General features: G+C 75.2%; 14 protein-coding genes and 1 pseudogene. 8 read left to right on the top strand and 7 right to left on the bottom strand.

Features of this window, described 5'->3' with window-relative positions; genetic code table 11:
• Positions 1-329: 329 nt before the first annotated feature.
• Positions 330-2,066 (top strand): alpha/beta hydrolase, encoded by a 1,737-nt coding sequence (locus tag BM414_RS18215; RefSeq protein ID WP_175551672.1) that lies wholly within the window; start codon positions 330-332, stop codon positions 2,064-2,066.
• 16 nt (positions 2,067-2,082) lie between these two features.
• Here the strand turns inward: BM414_RS18215 and BM414_RS18210 are convergent, their stop codons facing one another.
• Genes BM414_RS18210 through BM414_RS18195 form a run of 4 tightly spaced genes read right to left on the bottom strand, consistent with a single transcriptional unit; the run spans position 2,083 to position 5,582 of the window.
• On the bottom strand, positions 2,083-2,799 hold the full coding sequence (locus BM414_RS18210; RefSeq protein ID WP_245784815.1) for a CPBP family intramembrane glutamic endopeptidase: 717 nt from the start codon (positions 2,797-2,799) through the stop codon (positions 2,083-2,085).
• 10 nt (positions 2,800-2,809) lie between these two features.
• Positions 2,810-3,445: a LuxR C-terminal-related transcriptional regulator gene (locus BM414_RS18205; RefSeq protein WP_245784814.1), complete on the bottom strand. Its 636-nt coding sequence runs from the start codon at positions 3,443-3,445 to the stop codon at positions 2,810-2,812.
• The gene (locus tag BM414_RS18200) at positions 3,445-5,211 is read right to left on the bottom strand and encodes a sensor histidine kinase (protein ID WP_093581603.1); all 1,767 of its coding nucleotides are present in this window, start codon (positions 5,209-5,211) and stop codon (positions 3,445-3,447) included. The genes BM414_RS18205 and BM414_RS18200 overlap by 1 nt, the downstream gene beginning before the upstream one ends.
• Complete coding sequence (locus BM414_RS18195; RefSeq protein WP_093581602.1) at positions 5,199-5,582, bottom strand: response regulator; 384 nt, start codon at positions 5,580-5,582, stop codon at positions 5,199-5,201. The genes BM414_RS18200 and BM414_RS18195 overlap by 13 nt, the downstream gene beginning before the upstream one ends.
• 139 nt (positions 5,583-5,721) lie before the next feature.
• On the opposite strand from BM414_RS18195, the gene BM414_RS18190 reads away from it, so the two are divergent.
• Together BM414_RS18190 and BM414_RS18185 are read left to right on the top strand one after the other, a co-directional pair.
• On the top strand, positions 5,722-6,207 hold the full coding sequence (locus BM414_RS18190) for a hypothetical protein (protein ID WP_093581600.1): 486 nt from the start codon (positions 5,722-5,724) through the stop codon (positions 6,205-6,207).
• An 86-nt stretch (positions 6,208-6,293) separates the two neighbouring features.
• Entirely contained in the window at positions 6,294-7,682 is a 1,389-nt protein-coding gene (locus tag BM414_RS18185) for a diacylglycerol/lipid kinase family protein (protein ID WP_093581598.1), read from the top strand.
• Here BM414_RS18185 and BM414_RS18180 read toward each other — a convergent pair.
• Both BM414_RS18180 and BM414_RS18175 read right to left on the bottom strand, forming a co-directional pair.
• Entirely contained in the window at positions 7,679-9,190 is a 1,512-nt protein-coding gene (locus BM414_RS18180; RefSeq protein WP_093581596.1) for a carboxylesterase/lipase family protein, read from the bottom strand. The two genes, BM414_RS18185 and BM414_RS18180, sit on opposite strands and share 4 nt — an antisense overlap.
• Positions 9,191-9,230: 40 nt before the next feature.
• Positions 9,231-10,631, bottom strand: coding sequence for an FAD-binding oxidoreductase (locus BM414_RS18175; RefSeq protein ID WP_093581594.1), 1,401 nt, complete (start codon positions 10,629-10,631; stop codon positions 9,231-9,233).
• Positions 10,632-10,915: 284 nt separating this feature from the next.
• On the opposite strand from BM414_RS18175, the gene BM414_RS18170 reads away from it, so the two are divergent.
• From BM414_RS18170 to BM414_RS32010, 5 genes and pseudogenes are all read left to right on the top strand, one after another.
• Positions 10,916-11,104 carry a hypothetical protein gene (locus BM414_RS18170; protein WP_245784813.1) on the top strand — a complete coding sequence of 63 codons (189 nt, stop codon included), beginning with the start codon at positions 10,916-10,918 and terminating at the stop codon, positions 11,102-11,104.
• The gene (locus BM414_RS18165; protein WP_093581590.1) at positions 11,101-11,931 is read left to right on the top strand and encodes a hypothetical protein; all 831 of its coding nucleotides are present in this window, start codon (positions 11,101-11,103) and stop codon (positions 11,929-11,931) included. The genes BM414_RS18170 and BM414_RS18165 overlap by 4 nt, the downstream gene beginning before the upstream one ends.
• Positions 11,931-13,727, top strand: coding sequence for a fumarate reductase/succinate dehydrogenase flavoprotein subunit (locus BM414_RS18160; protein WP_175551671.1), 1,797 nt, complete (start codon positions 11,931-11,933; stop codon positions 13,725-13,727). Before BM414_RS18165 ends, BM414_RS18160 begins: the two co-directional genes overlap by 1 nt.
• Complete coding sequence (locus tag BM414_RS18155) at positions 13,724-14,539, top strand: succinate dehydrogenase/fumarate reductase iron-sulfur subunit (RefSeq protein WP_245784812.1); 816 nt, start codon at positions 13,724-13,726, stop codon at positions 14,537-14,539. Before BM414_RS18160 ends, BM414_RS18155 begins: the two co-directional genes overlap by 4 nt.
• Before the next feature lie 24 nt (positions 14,540-14,563).
• Positions 14,564-15,010: pseudogene (locus BM414_RS32010) on the top strand (transmembrane-type terpene cyclase); the annotation flags it as partial.
• Here BM414_RS32010 and BM414_RS30305 read toward each other — a convergent pair.
• Positions 14,932-15,168 carry a hypothetical protein gene (locus BM414_RS30305; RefSeq protein ID WP_217644796.1) on the bottom strand — a complete coding sequence of 79 codons (237 nt, stop codon included), beginning with the start codon at positions 15,166-15,168 and terminating at the stop codon, positions 14,932-14,934. The pseudogene BM414_RS32010 and the gene BM414_RS30305 sit on opposite strands and share 79 nt — an antisense overlap.
• Between the last annotated feature and the right edge of the window lie 51 nt (positions 15,169-15,219).

The raw sequence follows: 15,219 nt of genomic DNA, 5'->3' as shown, positions 1-15,219 counted from the left end.
CCGAGGGCACCGCACGGCGACACCCGGAGGGGCTCGCAGGCCGCAGCCCGCCCATCCAGATCTCGCGGGATGGGTGCGGAGGGACCCGCGCCCGCGAGACCGCGGAGCTGCCGGTCGACTGCCGGCGGGCCGACCGCAAGGGCACCCCGTCGTCGGCCCAGCGGTGCACGGCTCGGAGCCGGTGCTCCTCCCATCGTAGACCGCCGGTGCGGACCGGGAGCGCACTGCAGGGTCAGCCCCCATGCCGGTCGAGGGGCTGCCCGCTGGTCGCACCCTCCCCTCGCGGGGAGCCTCGGTCCCGTTGCCCGCTCCCCCCGACGGAGGCCGCCATGCCGAGCACCCGACTGCGGCTCCGGGAGCAGGACGCCCGGGCCGGCCGGCCTCCGGTCCCCGAGGACCCCCCGGAGCGTGCCCGGCCCACGGTCCGGCGGCGCCCGCGCCGGCGGCCGTTCCGCTACACGCTGCCCGGCCTCACGGGGACCCTGGTGTTCCTGTGCGTGTCGCTCACCCCGTCGCTGCTGCCGCGGACCGGGCTCACCCAGGGCCTGATCAGCGGGATCACCGCCGCCTTCGGCTACGCCGTCGGGGTGGTGGCCGCCGCGGCGTGGCGGGCGGTCGTGGACCGGGACGTGCGGCCGACCCGGCGGCGCTCCTGGCTGGTCCTCGCCGGGGTCGCGCTCGTCTCCTTCGTCGCGGCCACCGTGTACGGCCGCTACTGGCAGGCGCGCATCCGGGAGCTGATGGACGCCCCCGCCGACAGTGCACTGTCCGTGGTGGTGGTGCCGCTGGTCGCCGGGGCGGTGTTCGTCGTGCTGGTCGCGCTGGCCCGCGCGGTGCGGCGCGTCGGCGGCTGGGTCACGCTGCTGCTCGACCGGTGGATCGGCGCCCGCGCGGCGCGGGCGGTCGGCTGGGCCGTCGTCGTGGTGGGCTCGGTGCTCCTGCTCAACGGGGTCGTGGTCGACCGGCTGGTCGCGGCCGTGGACGCGGCCTTTTCCGTCCGTAACGACCGCACCGACGCCGGCGTCGTCCGGCCCACCGCGGCCGAGCGGTCGGGAGGTCCGGGGTCCCTGGTCGGCTGGGGGTCCCTCGGCCGCGAGGGCCGCACGTTCGTGGGGACCGGTCCGTCGGCCGCCCAGATCACCGCGTTCACCGGTGCTCCCGCTCCGCAGCCGGTGCGTGCCTACGCCGGGCTCGACTCCGCGCCCACGGCGGAGCTGCGCGCGCGCCTCGCCGTCGACGACCTCGAGCGCGCCGGCGGTCTGGACCGCGCGGTCCTCGTCGTCGTCACCACCACGGGGTCGGGCTGGGTCGACCCCGGGGCGGTGGACTCCGTCGAGTACCTGTCCGGTGGCGACAGCGCCGCGGTGGCGATCCAGTACTCCTACCTCCCGTCGTTCGTCTCCTACCTCGTCGACAGCGACCGGGCCCGCGAGGCCGGGCGGGAGCTCTTCGACGCGGTGTACGAGCGCTGGAACCGGCTGCCGCTCGACGACCGGCCCCGGCTGTTCGTGGCGGGCGAGAGCCTGGGCTCCTTCGGCGGGGAGACCGCGTTCAGCGGCGAGTACGACCTGCGCAACCGGACCGGGGGCGCGGTGTTCGCCGGGCCGCCGGAGTTCAACACGCTGTTCCGGGAGTTCGTCGACGACCGCGACGAGGGAAGCCCCGAGATCGAGCCGGTGTACCGGGACGGCCGCACGGTCCGCTTCACCGACGACCCCTCCCGGGCCGTGGCGCCCGCGACCGCGCCGTGGGACGGCTCCCGCGTGCTGTACCTGCTGCACGCCTCCGACCCCGTCGTATGGTGGACCCCGGAGCTGGCCTACGCCCGCCCGACCTGGCTGGAGGAGCACCGCGGCGACGACGTCGTCGACGCGATGCGGTGGATCCCGTTCGTCACGTTCTGGCAGGTGACGGCCGACCTCCCGTTCGCCGGCAACGTCCCGGACGGGCACGGCCACGTGTACACGTCCCAGTACGTCGACGCCTGGGCGCAGGTCCTCCAGCCGCCGGACTGGGACGCCGAGCGGGCCGAGCAGCTGCGCGACCTCCTCGGGACCGGCTCGTGACCGGCCCCGCCGGCCCTCACCCGGCACGGGAGGCCGCGGCGGCGGCGAGCACGCCGAGGGAGTTGGTCGCCAGGTGCAGCAGTGCGGGCGCGAGGAGGCTGCCGCTGCGCAGCCGCAGCCAGGTGAACAGCAGCCCGGCGGCCGCCGTCCACAGGCAGGTCAGCAGGACCGCCGTGCCGGTCCCGGGGAGGCCGCTCGCGACGCCGTTCGCCGCCAGGCCGCTGAGTGCGGGACGGACGTGCCAGAGGCCGAAGACCGCGCAGGACAGGGCCGTGGCCGCCGGGAGCGGGAGCACGCGGCACGCCGCGGCCAACAGCACGCCCCGGAAGGCGACCTCCTCCCAGACGACGGTGCCGAGCGGGACGCGCACCAGCGCCCGGACCGCGACCTGGGCGCCGCTCAGGTCCTCGACCCGCGCGTCGGCGAGCAGCGGGCGCAGGACCGGCGTGCCGAGGGCCACCGCGTAGGCGGTGAGGACCAGCGCCGCGCAGACCCCGCCCCACCGCGCCCCGGCGGGCAGCCGGCGCCGGCCGAGCCCCAGCTCGTCCCAGGACAGGCCGACCCACCTGGCCGTGGCCAGGAGCAGCGCGGTGGCCGCCGCGTTCGCGGTCACCGCGGAGGCGGGGCGGCCCGGCAGGGAGGGGACGACCACGTTGTTCCAGGCGACGAGCCCGACGCACAGCCCCGCGGTGAGCAGGACGAGCCGCCGCCGGCCGGGCGCGCGGTCGTCCACCGGCGGGTCCTCAGGCGCGCAGGTAGGCCAGCACGGCCAGCACCCGCCGGTTCGCGTCGGCCGCCTGGTGCAGGTCCAGCTTGGTGAACACGTTGTGCACGTAGGCCTCGACCGTCTTGGGGCTCAGGAACAGCCGCTCGCAGATCGCCTGGTTGGACCGGCCCTCCGCCATCACGGCCAGGACCTCGCGCTCCCGCTCCGAGAGCGCCTCGAGCGGGTCGTGCACCCGGCGGCGACCGACCAGCTGCGCCACGACGCCGGGGTCGATCACCACTCCCCCCGCGGCCACCCGGCGGACGGCGTCGGCGAGCTCGCCGGCGTCGGCGACCCGCTCCTTGAGCAGGTACCCCGTCCCCGAGGCGCCGGACTCGACCAGCTGCATCGCGTAGTGCGGCTCCACGTACGCCGACAGCACCAGCACGCCGGTACCGGGGTGGCGCTCGGTGAGGGTCCGCGCGGCGTCCAGGCCCTCGGTGGTGTGGGTGGGCGGCATCCGGATGTCGACGACGACGGCGTCCGGCGGGTCCCGGTCGACGGCGGCCAGGAGCGCGACGGCGTCACCGACCTGCGCGGTGACGTCGAACCCGGCGTCGGCGAGCAGCCGCGAGATGCCCGCCCGGAACAGCGCCGCGTCGTCGGCGACCATCACGCGCACGGGACCGTCGCGATCACCCGGGTGCCGCCGCTCCGCGGACTGTGCACGGTCAGCTCCCCGCCGAGCGTGGCCACCCGGTCGGCCAGCCCGCGCAGCCCCGAGCCGCTCACGTCGGCCCCGCCGGCGCCGTCGTCGCCGACCTCGACCCGCAGGCGGCCGGCGGTCTCGCGCACCTCGACGACGACCTGCGCGGCCCCTGCGTGCTTGACCGCGTTGGCCAGCGCCTCGGACACCACGAAGTAGCAGGTCTGCTCCACCGCCTCCGCCCACCGCCGGGCGGGCACCGCGGCGACCACGGCAGGCACCGGGCAGCGCTCGGCGAGCGACTCCAGGGCGGGGCCGAGGCCGGCATCGGTCAGCAGCACGGGATGAATGCCGCGGGCCAGCTCCCGCAGCTCGTCGAGGGCGCCGGCCAGCTCCGCGCCCGCCTCGTCGAGGAGGGCGGCCAGTTCCGCGCTGCTGGCGGTCCCCACCTGGGTCCGTGCCAGCCGCAGGGCCAGGGCGACGGTGACCAGCCGCTGCTGGGCGCCGTCGTGCAGGTCGCGCTCCACCCGGCGGCGCGCCCCGTCGGCCGCCTCGACGATGCGCGCCCTCGACGCCTGCACCTCCCGCAGCCGGCTGCGCACCTCGGCGTGCAGCCGGTCGTTCTCGACCGCGAGCCCGGCCCCGGCCGCGACGGCCGCCACCAGCTCGGGCTCCCCCGCGAGCGCCGGATCGTGCACCAGCACCGCGATCTGCCGGCCGTCGCGCTCCAGGTAGGTCAGCGCCCGGTCGCGGGCGGGGGCGACCCGGACGGGGGCACCGGCGGGGTCGACGAAGGTGCGGCGCTCCGGCAACCAGTAGGCCAACTCCAGCGACGGGTCGTGCAGCGTGGCTGCCAGCGCGCTGCGCAGCCGCTCCGGCACCGGCAGCCCGGCGCCGAGCTCCACGATGAGGCGGCTCACCGCCGAGCGGTCGAGCTGGCTGCGCAGCAGCCCCAGCAGCAGCGCCAGCGGCCAGACGACGAGGACGACCTCGGCCGACCACGCCAGCGCGACGCCCACGGCGGGCGGGATGAGCAGCAGGACCGCCGTGCGCTCGACGAGGATCGTCACGACGATCAGGGCGGCGCCCAGTGCGCCGGGGGTGAGGCCGCGGCGCTGCGCCGGTCCGGCCGAGCGCCATCGGGTGAACACCGTCGCCAGCAGGGACACGAACAGGACGACGACCACGCCCTGCACGGCCAGGTCGACGCCGGAGGGGTCGAACTCCCCGTTGCTCGGCGCGATGACCAGGCCGTTGGGCGGCGGTCCCTCCCCCAGCTGCCGCTGCGCCCCGAAGACGACGAGGAACACCGCGTCCAGCGGCGCGGAGAGCAGGTAGCCGACCGTCACCAGCACCCGCTGGCCGCGGTCCTGCACCCGCCCGCCGGGAAAGGTCACCAGGAGGTGCACCAGGACACTGAGGTGCACCGAGCCGACCAGGACGCCCACCACGAAACCGGTCCTGGTGTCGACGGCCACCGCGAAGCGGGCGAACCAGGCGAACCCCAGCACGACCATGAGGAGCCCGGTCCGGCTGTCCGGGCGGCGCGTCCACGCCACCAGACCCACCCCGATGAAGGACCAGCCGACGGCGAGGTCGAGCACGAGCGTCGGTGCCAACAGGTCGGCAGGCACCCGGTAGCCACCCCACACCAGCGCGCCGGCCGCCGCCACACCAGCGGCGGCCCCGGCGGCGGCCAGGGTCGCGCGCGTGCGGCGCCTCAGCCGCTGCACGGGACCGGCCGTCCTGGTCCGCGGATCACGTGCAGCAGTGTCTCGCTGCTGAGGTCGGCCTTGGCGATGAAGCCGCGCGCCGTGCTGGCAGCCACGCGGGAGCCGTAGTCCAGCAGCGCCCGGCTGGAGACCAGCACGACCACGGGCGCGTCCGGTTCCCCGGCCAGCAGCTCGGCGACCGCGAAGCCGTCGAGGTCGGGCAGCTGCACGTCCAGCAGGACGACGTCGGGCGCGAGGGCGCGGACCGCGGCGAGGGCACCGGCACCGTCGGCCGCCTCGCCCACGACCGAGAGACCGCCCGCGACGAGCAGCCGGCGGGCCAGCGACCGGAAGGGGGCGTGGTCGTCGACGATCACCACCCGCGGTGTCACGGGCCGAGCCTGGCAGCGGCGCACGGCCCCCACCACGGGGTCAGCCCCCTGCCCGCCCCGGGGCCAGCCCGCTGATGCGGGAGCGCTCCTCCGGCGCACGCTCGGACCGGTCAGGTCCCGTCCGAGCCCGGAGGCAGCCATGTCCCGCACCGTGCGCACCCCGCACCCGTCCCGCCTGGACCTGGTCCGCGTCGGGATGGGCGGCGCGGCCGCCGTCGTCCTGCTGACCGCGTGCGGCGGCGGGGGCTCCGACGCCGACCCCGCGACGACGCCCGCGGCGGAGCAGGGCGAGGAGGGGACGGCGGCCGGCGGAGAGGACTTCTGCGCGCAGGCCGCCGGGATCGACGAGCGGGTCGACGCGGCCCTGGCCGACAGCGGGGACGACCCGTCGCCGGCCGAGGCGTTCCGCCAGATCGCGGTCGACCTGCGCGGCATCGAGCCCCCCGCGGCGATCGCGTCGGACTGGAGCGCGCTGGCGGCCGGCCTCGACCGGATGGCCGACGCCTTCGGACAGGTCGACGTCACCGACCTCGGGTCGCTGGAGGCCCTCGAGCAGGCCGAGGGCGGGATGACCGAGGCCGGCGACCGCGTGGACGCCTACCTCAGCGACGAGTGCGGGATCTGACGCGGCGCTGCCTGCACCGGCCCGTCCCCCGCACCGCAGCGCCACACTGTCCTCACCGGGAGCCCTCGGACGGGAGGCGGCCGCCGATGTCCGGTCCCCAGCGCACGCTCCGCCGGACCCCGCGGGGACGTGACGTCCCGGCCCGCGCACGGCGCCCCTCCCGCCGCCGCCGCCGCACCACCGCCGTCGTGGCCCTGGCCGCCGCGGCGTGGGTGGCGGTGCTGAGCGTGCAGGCTGCGCTCCACGACTTCCCGCGGGGCGTGCTCCTGCTGGGCTGCGGCGCGCTGGTCGCGGCGGGTGCGTGGGAGGGCGTGCTCCGCCGCGGCTGGGGCCGGGTCGCCGGTCTCGTCGTCGCCGGTGCGGCCCTGGCCGGCGGCGTCCTCCTGCTCGTCGACGAGGGCTACCTGCGCACCCTGCTCCTGCTCGGTCTGGGCGCCGTCGTCTGGCACGCGGCGGCCCGCTCGGCCTTCCGGCCGGACGTGGAGCTCCCCGCCGCGGAGCGGCCCCGGCGGCCGGTCCTCGTCGTCAACCCGCGCTCGGGGGACGGCCGGGCGACCCGCGTCGGACTCGCCGAGGCCGCCCGCGACCGGGGCATCGACGTGCGCGAGCTGCGGCCGGGCGAGGACCTGGCGGCGCTCGTGCGGACCGCGGTGGACGCCGGTGCCGACGCCGTCGGCATGGCCGGCGGTGACGGGTCGCAGGCGGTGGTGGCCGCGCTCGCCGCCGACGCCGGCCTCCCCTACGCGTGCATCCCCGCGGGGACGCGCAACCACTTCGCCGTCGACCTCGGCGTGGACCGGTCCGACGTGGTGGGGGCGCTCGACGCCCTCGTGGACGGCCGGGAGCGGGTCGTCGACCTCGCCGAGGTCAACGGCCGGGTCTTCGTCAACAACGTCTCGCTGGGCGTGTACGCCGAGGCCGTAGCGCGCGAGGGCTACCGCGCGGCGAAGGTGCGCACCCTGCTCGACGCGGTGCCGCGCTCCCTGGGCGAGCAGGGCGGGTCGCGGGACCTCTCCTGGACCACCCCGGGCGGCCGGACCATGCGGGGCGCGGCGGTGATCCTCGTGGGGAACAACCAGTACCGGCTGGGCGGGGCGGCCGGCGCGGGCACCCGCCCGGCCCTCGACCAGGGCCTGCTCGGGGTGACGGTGGTCGACCCGCCCGACCGTCGCGCGCGGCCCCGGCGGCGCCCCTGGCGCCAGTGGGAGACCCCCGGGTTCCGCGTCGACGCGACGCTGCCGGTGCCGGTGGGCATCGACGGCGAGGCGGCCGTGCTCGAGCCGCCGGTCACCTTCCGGGTGCGGCCGGCCGCCCTGCGGGTCCGCATCGCGCCGCAGCACCCGGGCGCCTCGCCGTCGGCGATCGAGCCGGTGGGCGCGCTGGCGGCCCTGCGGGCCCTCGCGCGCATCGCCGCGGGCCGTGACCCCCGGCAGCTCCCGTCCCGATCGACGCCGGCCGCGCGGCAGCCGGGCTAGCGGATCCCGTCCCAGAGGGAGCGCTCGGCGCCCCGCGGGTCCTCGACCAGCCGGACCTCCGCGCCGAAGTCCTGCACCGGCCGCCGCTGTACGTCGTAGGGCGCCCAGCCCGGGTCGCCGTCGCTGATGAACCGCACCCACGCGCCGTGCATCGCGTCGGCCAGCTCCTGCGGTGCGACGTCACCGGTCAGGACCCCGTGCGCCTCGTGCGCCAGCGTGTCGAAGGTGAACCCGATCTCGAGGGCGTGGCAGGCACCGAGGCGGCCGCCGAACTGCGGAGAGGGCCAGGAGAACTCGTACACCCACGCCCGACCGCCGGTGCCCCCTCCTGCCTGCGTCGCCGCCTCGGCCAGCCGGATCGCCGGCAGCCGGAAGAACCAGTCGGTGGCGACGTCGGCCAGCAGCTCCCCCGCCGTCGCCCCGGGACGCGACGCGCGGTAGACCTCGAGCGCCCGGCCGGCCGGGAGGCCGTACCCGCCCACGGCCAGCTCCAGCAACTGGTCGTTGACCATGTCCACCACGCCGTTGGGCACGAGGAAGAGCCGCTGCTCGTCGCGGTTGGCGCCGACCAGCACGGGGACGTCGCGGGCCGACCCGCCCGCGATCGCCCGGATCGGCAGGTCGGGCAGGACCTCGCCGTCGACGACCGGTTCGAAGGCCATGAGGTTGGCCGCCACCTCGCCGAAGCGGGCGGGGTCGGGCATGACCGCGATCTCGGCGGCCAGCCCCTGCTGGGCGGCGATCAGGTCCGGGATCGCGACGGCGGCCAGCGCCTCCCGCGTCGGCGGCACGGCCAGCCGCTCGGCGAGGTAGCCGCAGATCCGGGTCGCCGTCGCCGGGGTCAGCGCGTGGTGGCCGGCGCCGCTCTGCAGCACCGCCCGGCCGAACAGCCCCCGCGCCGACGGCATCGCCAGCAGGGAGCCCACGCTCATCGCGCCCGCGGACTCGCCTCCCACGGTGACCCGGGCCGGGTCACCGCCGAACGCCGCGACGTTCTCCTGCACCCAGCGCAGCGCGGCCACCTGGTCGAGCAGGCCGCGGTTGGGCGGGCCGTCGTCGGCGAAGTGGGCGAACCCGTCGACGCCGAGCCGGTAGTTGACGCTCACGCAGACGACGCCGTCGCGGGCGAAGGCCGTGCCGTCGTACACCGGCACCGCGTTGGAGCCGTTGACGAAGGCGCCGCCGTGGATCCACACGAACACCGGCAGCCCGGAGGCGCCCGGGTCGGGGGTCCAGACGTTGACGTTGAGGCAGTCCTCGCCCGGGATCTGCGGCTCGGGCAGCAGCACGTCGTAGGGCGGCGCGTAGGGCGGCTTGGGCACCGTCGGCCCGTACTCGGTGGCCGGCCGGACGCCGTCCCACGGCTCGGGCGCCCGCGGCGCGGCGAAGCGCCGCGGGCCGAAGGGCGGCGCCGCGTACGGGATGCCGAGGAAGGCGTGCACGCCGTCGCGGCTGGTGCCCTGCACCGGGCCGGCGGAGGTCCGGACCGTGGGTGTGGTCGTCGTCACACCGTGGACGCTAGCGCCGGCCGGCGACGCCGGGAGCGCCTCAGCCCGTGCTCCCCCGCGGCGCCGGCACCGGGGAGGGCTCGATGTTCTGGTTCAGGTGGAACAGGTTGCCGGGGTCGTGACGGCGCTTGACCTCGGTCAGCCGCTGGTGGTTGACGCCGTAGTCGGCCAGTGCCCTGTGCTGGTCGTCCGGCGAGGCGAAGTTGACGTACCCGCCGGCCTGGGAGTGCGGCGCGATCGCGGCGTAGTAGTCGCGCACCCAGGCGGTGTTGGCCTCGTTCTCCGCCGGGTCGTGCCACATGCCGGCGATGTTGGCCACGTAGCGGGCGTCGCGGTGGCCGAACGCCGTCGCGTCGGAGGGCACGTCCTGCACCGCGCCGGTCAGCGTGTACATGTGCATCGCGCAGGTGATGGCCGGCATCCGGGCGCCCATCTCCATGTGCGCGGCGATCAGGTCGTCGGTGAGCTCGGCGACGAAGGCGTTCTTCCAGTAGTGCTGCAGGCCGGGCGGCAGCAGCGGGTCGAACAGCGCGTTGATGGCCGGGTAGGGCATCGGCGCCACCATCTCGGCGGCCGGGGCGGCCACCTGGCGGAACCGGCCGAGGAACCGCTGGCCGGCGTCGAGGTCGCCGGTCCAGCAGGACACGATCACCGCGAAGGGGTGCCCGACGCGGTCCTCGGGGATGAACGGCAGCGGCGGCCCCAGGCGCATGGCCGGGTAGCCGCCGTACTCCGGCGGCGCCTCGTCGAGCACGTCGTCGAAGAAGCGGAAGACGGCAGGCCCGTCGGAGAGCTCGAAGAACACGAGCCCGACCAGCACGTCGCCGACCGGGTGCAGCCGGTAGGTGAAGTCGGTGACGACGCCGAAGTTGCCGCCGCCGCCGCGCAGCGCCCAGAACAGGTCGGCGTTCTCGTCCTCGCTCGCCGTCAGCCGGTCGCCGTCGGCGGTGACCACGCGCGCCGACAGCAGGTTGTCGCAGGACAGCCCGTGCGCCCGGTTGAGGTAGCCGATGCCGCCCCCGAGCGTCAGCCCGGCGATCCCCGTGGTGGAGACGATGCCGCCGGGCGTGGCCAGGCCGTGGGCCCCGGTGACGTCGTTGAACCGGCCCCAGGTGACGCCACCGCCGGCCGTCGCGGTGCGGTGCGCGTCGTCGACCTGTACCGACTGCATCGGCGAGAGGTCGGCGACGACCGCCCCGTCGCCCGTGCCGAACCCCGGCACGCTGTGCCCGCCGCCGCGGACGGTGAGGTCCCTCCGGCTCTCGGCCGCGTACCGCACCACGGCGACGACGTCCTCCTCCGTCGCACAGCGGACGATCCCGGCGGGGCGCGCGTCGACCATCCCGTTGTAGACGCGCCGCGCCTCCTCGTACTGCGGGTCCCCCGGACGGACGACCGTGCCGGTCACGCGGTCAGCCAGGGTCGACAGTTCCTGGGTCATGGCTGCTCCTCGTCCCACTCGGTGGACGCGCACCCGGGGTCCGGGCACGCACGGACCACGACGCGGACGCTAGGGGGACGGCGGAGGAACCGGACACGGCCAGAGGTCCCGCTGTCGGTGAGTGAACGGCGGCGCAGCACCCCCTTTCCGCGGCTGTCCGTCCGTGGTCGACTTCCCGCCTCAGCCTTCCCGGCAGCGCCCGCAGGGGTCTGGAGGCAGCGGTGTCCCTCGAACAGGACGTGGCGGCGGCTCGTGGAGCGGTGGACGCACTGGAACGCGCGTGTGTGCCACTGACCAGGTACTTCGGCGACTCGGTGGACGCCCGCCGGCTGAGGATCGACGTCGCCCGGCTGCGCGACGACCTCGCCCTGCTGTGCGGAGCCCCCTCCCGCGCGACGTACGAGCCGTTCGCGACCGTCTACGGCGACGGCGACGACGAGGGCATCGGCGGGTCCGGCCGCACGCGGCGGTGACCACCACCGCACCACGCGGGACGGGGGCGACCTCGGCCGGACGCGGCGACGGCGGGCCGGCCCCGCGGCGCGCGGCCATCGCGGCGCGGACCCTGCGCACCGACCGGTGGTGGGTGCAGCCGCTGGTCACCGTGGTCGTCCTGGTGCTGTTCATCGCGTACTCGTCGTTCCGGGCCTTCCAGAACGCGCACTACCACGCCTCGCCGTACATCTCGCCGTTCTACTCGCCGTGCATCACGACGCGGTGCGAGGGCGACAGCTTCCCCGAGTTCTTCACCGGCCCGGCCTGGATCTCGCCGGCGCTCTACATCCTCGTGCTGCCACTGGGCATCCGCCTGACCTGCTACTACTACCGCAAGGCCTACTACCGCTCCTTCTGGCTGTCCCCGCCGGCGTGTGCGGTCGCCGAACCGCACCGCCGGTACACCGGCGAGACGCGACTCCCGCTGCTCGGGCAGAACGTCCACCGGTACTTCCTGTACGCCGCGCTGCTCTTCAACGTGATCCTCTTCTACGAGGCCTTCCGCGGGTTCCGCGACGAGACCGGCGAGTGGGGCCACATGGGTCTGGGCACCGTGATCCTGCTGGTCAACGCGGTGCTGTTGTTCCTGTACTCGGTCTCCTGCCACTCCTGCCGGCACATCGTGGGCGGCCGGTTGAACAGCTTCTCGAAGCACCCACTGCGCTACCGGGCGTGGACGGCGGTGTCCACGTTGAACGCCCGGCACATGCAGTACGCGTGGGCCTCGCTGTTCACCGTCGCGTTCGCCGACTTCTACGTCCTGCTGCTCGCCACCGGCACCATCTCCGATCCGAGGTTCTTCTGATGGAGCTCGAACGGCACGCCTACGACGTCGTGGTGGTGGGGGCCGGCGGCGCGGGCCTGCGGGCCGCGATCGCCGCGCACGAGGACGGGGCGCGCACCGCCGTCGTCTGCAAGTCCCTGCTCGGCAAGGCGCACACGGTCATGGCCGAGGGAGGCATCGCCGCGGCCATGGGCAACGCCTACCCGGAGGACGACTGGCGGGTGCACTTCCGGGACACCATGCGGGGCGGGAAGATGCTCAACCACTGGCGCATGGCCCAGCTGCACGCGCAGGAGGCGCCCGACCGGGTCCGCGAGCTCGAGGACTGGGGCGCGCTGTTCGACCGCACACCCGACGGGCTGATCAGCCAGCGCGACTTCGGCGGACACCGCTACGCCCGGCTCGCCCACGTCGGCGACCGCACCGGCCTGGAGCTCATCCGCACGCTGCAGCAGCGCACCGTCGCCCTCGGCGTCGACGTCTTCATGGAGTGCACGGTCACCCGGGTGCTCACCGACGACGAGGGCGTCACCGGAGCGTTCGGTTACTGGCGCGAGTCGGGCCGCTTCGTCGCGTGGGAGGCCCCGTCGGTCGTGCTGGCCACCGGCGGCATCGGCAAGGCCTACAAGGTCACCTCGAACTCGTGGGAGTACACCGGTGACGGGCACTCCCTGGCGCTGCAGGCCGGCGCCGGCCTGGTGAACATGGAGTTCGTCCAGTTCCACCCGACCGGGATGGTCTGGCCGCCGTCGGTGCGCGGCATCCTCGTGACCGAGAGCGTGCGCGGCGACGGCGGCGTGCTGCGCAACTCGGCCGGCAACCGGTTCATGTTCGACTACATCCCCGACTACTTCCGCAAGGAGACGGCGGAGACCGAGGACGAGGCCGACCGCTGGTACGAGGACAAGAAGAACAACCGGCGGCCGCCGGAGCTGCTGCCGCGCGACGAGGTCGCCCGCGCCATCAACAGCGAGGTCAAGGCCGGCCGCGGCACGGTCCACGGCGGGGTGTTCCTCGACATCGCCAGCCGCCGCCCGGCCGAGTACGTCCGCAAGCGGCTGCCGTCGATGTACCACCAGTTCAAGGAGCTGGCCGACGTCGACATCACGGCCGAGGCGATGGAGGTCGGCCCGACCTGCCACTACGTGATGGGCGGCGTCGAGGTCGACCCGGACACCGCGGCCGCCCGCGTGCCCGGGCTGTTCGCGGCGGGCGAGGTCGCCGGCGGGATGCACGGGTCCAACCGGCTGGGCGGCAACTCGCTGTCGGACCTGCTGGTGTTCGGCCGCCGCGCCGGGACCGCCGCCGCCGAGCACGCCAGGAAGCGGGCCGGCCTGGTCGCGCTGGTCGAGGAGGAGCTGGCCGACGCGGCGCGGGCGGCGCTGGCGCCGTTCGAGCGGGAGGGCGGCGAGAACCCGTACACCGTGCAGCACGACCTGCAGCAGACGATGCACGACCTGGTCGGGATCATCCGCACCGCGCCGGAGGTGGAGCAGGCGCTGGTGCGGATCGCCGCCCTCCGGGAACGGGTCGCGGCGCTGTCGGTCGAGGGGCACCGGCAGTACAACCCCGGCTGGCACCTGGCCCTGGACCTGCCGCACCTCCTCGTGGTCAGCGAGTGCATCGCCCGCGCGGCGCTCGAGCGCGAGGAGAGCCGCGGCGGGCACACCCGCGACGACTTCCCCGCCCCCGATCCGGAGTGGGGGCGCACCAACCTGGTCTGCGCGCGGACGGCCGACGGCGGGGTCGGCGTGGCCCGGCAGCCGCTGCCGCAGATGCCCCCGGAGCTCGCCGAGGTCTTCGAGGAGGCGCCGTGACGGAGGCCGGGGAACCGAGCCTGGGGTCGGTCGACGAGGGCCGGCGCGGGGACGGGGGTGGGTACGACGCGACCCTGCGCGTCTGGCGCGGCGACGCCTCCGGCGGGGAGCTGCAGACCTTCACGGTCCCGGTGAACGAGGGCGAGGTCGTCCTCGACGTCGTCCACCGCCTGCAGGCCACCCAGGCGGGCGACCTCGCCGTCCGGTGGAACTGCAAGGCCGGCAAGTGCGGCTCCTGCAGCGCGGAGGTCAACGGCCGGCCGCGGCTGATGTGCCTGACCCGCATGAACACCTTCGCCGAGGACGAGCCGGTGACCATCACCCCGTTGCGGACCTTCCCGGTCGTCCGCGACCTGGTCACCGACGTCTCCTTCAACTACGAGAAGGCGGCGCAGATCCCGGCGTTCACCCCGCGGCCGCGGGACCCCGACGGCAACCACCGGATGCAGCAGGTCGACGTCGACCGGCCGCAGGAGTTCCGCAAGTGCATCGAGTGCTGGCTCTGCCAGGACACCTGTCACGTCATCCGCGACCACGAGGAGAACAAGGCCGTCTTCTCCGGGCCCCGCTTCCTCATCCGGCTGGCCGAGCTGGACATGCACCCGCTGGACGTGCGCGACCGCCGGGACGCCGCCCAGGAGGAGTTCGGCCTCGGCTACTGCAACATCACCAAGTGCTGCTCGGAGGTCTGCCCCGAGGGGATCCACCTCACCGACAACGGGATCATCCCGCTCAAGGAACGGGTGGTGGACCGCAGGTTCGACCCGCTCACCTGGCTGGGGTCGAAGATCGGACGGCGCCCGCGTCAGTGACCGGGCCGCGGGCCGGGAGGACCGATGATCGCCTTCCTCACCGCGCTCAGCGGGATCGCCTGGACCGTGGTCTACGTCGAGGCCATCCGGATCGGGTTCGCGCAGCGGACCTACGCGCTGCCGGTGGCGGCCCTCGCGCTGAACACGGCCTGGGAGTCCATCTACTCGGTGTGGGGTCCGGCGAACGAGCCCGGTCTGCAGGCGTGGGTCAACGTGGTCTGGGCGCTCGCGGACCTGGTGATCGTCGCCACCTTCGTGCGGTACGGCCGCGCCGAGTTCCCGTCCTGGGTGAGCCGGACCGTCTTCGCGTGGGGCACGGCCGGCCTGTTCGCCACGGCCTTCGCCGTCCAGTGGGCCTTCGTCGCGGAGTTCGGCTTCCCCCAGGCGGCGCGCTACAGCGCGTTCCTGCAGAACCTGCTCATGTCCGGGCTGTTCATCGCGATGTTCGTCGGTCGCGGCGGACCCCGGGGCCAGTCGATGACCATCGCCGTCGCGAAGTGGATCGGGACCGCCGCCCCGACGATCGTCTTCGGCGTCCACGAGGACTCCCGTTCGTCCTCACGATCGGGATCCTGTGCTCCGTCGTCGACGTCGCCTACATCGCGCTGCTCGCCCGGGCCCGGGCGCACCCGGAGGCCTTCCGCGACGACGGGCGCAGGCCCGCCGGGGTCGCCCGGGCA

Source organism: Geodermatophilus amargosae (assembly GCF_900116515.1).
Taxonomy (GTDB): Bacteria; Actinomycetota; Actinomycetes; order Mycobacteriales; family Geodermatophilaceae; genus Geodermatophilus; species Geodermatophilus amargosae.
This window is presented reverse-complemented; position numbering and strand designations above follow the sequence as displayed.

What these genes read in the sequence shown, in the direction of transcription:
- BM414_RS18215 (WP_175551672.1), top strand. Translation starts at nt 330, where the DNA reads ATGCCGAGCACCCGACTGCGGCTCCGGGAGCAGGACGCCCGGGCCGGC.
- BM414_RS18205 (WP_245784814.1), bottom strand. Translation starts at nt 3,445, where the DNA reads ATGGTCGCCGACGACGCGGCGCTGTTCCGGGCGGGCATCTCGCGGCTG.
- BM414_RS18190 (WP_093581600.1), top strand. Translation starts at nt 5,722, where the DNA reads ATGTCCCGCACCGTGCGCACCCCGCACCCGTCCCGCCTGGACCTGGTC.
- BM414_RS18185 (WP_093581598.1), top strand. Translation starts at nt 6,294, where the DNA reads ATGTCCGGTCCCCAGCGCACGCTCCGCCGGACCCCGCGGGGACGTGAC.
- BM414_RS18175 (WP_093581594.1), bottom strand. Translation starts at nt 10,631, where the DNA reads ATGACCCAGGAACTGTCGACCCTGGCTGACCGCGTGACCGGCACGGTC.
- BM414_RS18160 (WP_175551671.1), top strand. Translation starts at nt 11,931, where the DNA reads ATGGAGCTCGAACGGCACGCCTACGACGTCGTGGTGGTGGGGGCCGGC.